Origin of the sequence: Flavobacterium sp., assembly GCF_003525665.1 — a bacterium.
Classification (GTDB): Bacteria; Bacteroidota; Bacteroidia; order Flavobacteriales; family Flavobacteriaceae; genus Flavobacterium.
Genome location: NZ_DQDX01000038.1, coordinates 1 through 1668 on the forward strand (window position 1 = coordinate 1; position 1668 = coordinate 1668).

3 protein-coding genes (1 of these 3 only partly in view) are annotated in these 1668 nt (G+C 29.9%); all 3 read left to right on the forward strand.

Features of this window, described 5'->3' with window-relative positions; genetic code table 11:
* The first annotated feature begins 30 nt into the window (after window positions 1-30).
* A complete protein-coding gene (locus DIU01_RS02860; RefSeq protein ID WP_290831776.1) occupies window positions 31-672 on the forward strand; it encodes an ATP-binding cassette domain-containing protein in 642 nt (213 codons plus the stop codon).
* A 5-nt stretch (window positions 673-677) separates the two neighbouring features.
* The gene (locus DIU01_RS02865) at window positions 678-1256 is read left to right on the forward strand and encodes an isoprenylcysteine carboxylmethyltransferase family protein (protein ID WP_290831749.1); all 579 of its coding nucleotides are present in this window, start codon (window positions 678-680) and stop codon (window positions 1254-1256) included.
* Between the two features lie 110 nt (window positions 1257-1366).
* Window positions 1367-1668: the start of a tetratricopeptide repeat protein gene (locus DIU01_RS02870; protein WP_290831750.1), read on the forward strand. The gene runs 2539 nt beyond the window's last position; the window shows 302 of its 2841 coding nt (coding positions 1-302); it begins with the start codon at window positions 1367-1369; the stop codon falls past the right edge of the window.

Sequence of the window (1668 nt, forward strand, 5' to 3'; positions counted from 1 at the left end):
ACATTTAGCAACGGAGTAAAAGTATTAAACATAACTAATCTTGAAATTCCAAAAGGACAAAGCTTCGGATTAGTAGGAAATAACGGAGCTGGAAAAACAACTTTTTTCAGTTTGTTATTAGATTTAATTCAACCTTCAACAGGATTTATAAAAAACAATTCCATTCAAGTAAATACCAGCGAAGCATGGAAACCTTTCACAGCAGCATTTATTGACGAAAGTTTCCTTATTGGATATTTAACAGCTGAAGAATACTTCTATTTTATTGGAGATTTACGAGGACAAAATAAAGCCGATGTTGATGCGCTTCTAGCAAAACACGAAGAATTTTTTAACGGAGAAATCTTGAAAAGTAAAAAATACTTGCGTGATTTATCTAAAGGAAATATGAAAAAAGTAGGAATCATTGCTGCTTTAATAGGAAATCCAGAAGTGGTAATTCTAGACGAACCTTTTGCCAATTTAGATCCAACAACGGTAAACCGATTGAAGAAAATAATTAAAGAATTATCTGAAAATCCAGAAGTTACGGTTTTAGTTTCTTCTCACGATTTAGTTCACACAGTTGAGGTTTGCAACAGAATTGTAGCTTTAAATAAAGGTGAAATTGTAAAAGACATCGAAACGTCGCCAGAAACATTGAAAGAATTAGAAGCATTTTTTGCTGTATAATTATCATGAGTGAAAACATTAAAATAGGATTAACATTAATTTGGATTTCATTATTGTTATTTTGGATAATATCTGGAAGAAACAACAAGCAATCAATTTATAAAGAATCATTTTTCAAACGATTTTTGTTTTATTGGCTCCCATTGTTAGTTGCAATTTTACTTCTTGGTCCAGGTGAATGGTTTGGTCATACTCTAATTAGAGAAAACTTTGTTGAACAGACTAATTTAGTTGGAGTTATTGGTCTTTCAGTATCTTTTGTGGGATTATTAATTGCCTGTTGGTCTAGGTATTTACTAGGAAAAAATTGGAGTTTATCGGTTCAGAAAAAAGAAAACCATGAGTTAATAAATTCTGGACCGTATTCTATTTTACGCCATCCAATTTATACAGGAATACTTTTAATTTTCATTGGAAACACAATAATTGTAGGTGATTATAGAGGAATTATTGCAGTGGTAATAGTTTTCATCTCTTTTTGGTTTAAACTAAAAAAAGAAGAAAAATGGCTTATAGAAATTTTTGGCGAAGACTATCATAATTATAAAAAAACCACCAAAGCAATTCTTCCTTATTTGTTATAGGAAATCAAAAAAACCATCAATTTATTTTCACTTATCAAAAAGAAACGTATTTTTACCAGTTAGTTATACTAAAATTAACCTTTTAGAGTTAGTTATTAAAACGTTTTACATTGAAAACCAATACATTTAAATACGCAGTAATTACTGGATTATTAATTTTTTTTGCAGCTTGTTCTACAAAAAGAAATACTTTTTTATCTAGAAATTCTCATGCTTTAAGTACCAAATATAATATCCTTTATAATGGCGGAATTGCTTTAGATAAAGGAGTTTCTGACTTAAAATCACAATACAAAGATAATTTCTGGGAATTACTTCCTATTGAAAGAATGCAAATTTCTGAAGATGTTTTGGCTCCAAACGAGACGAAAAACAAGGATTTTGAACGTGCCGAAACCAAGGCAACTAAAGC

Bases quoted from the DNA above. Each gene is read 5' to 3' on its own strand.
- DIU01_RS02865 (WP_290831749.1), top strand. From the start codon at position 678: ATGAGTGAAAACATTAAAATAGGATTAACATTAATTTGGATTTCATTA.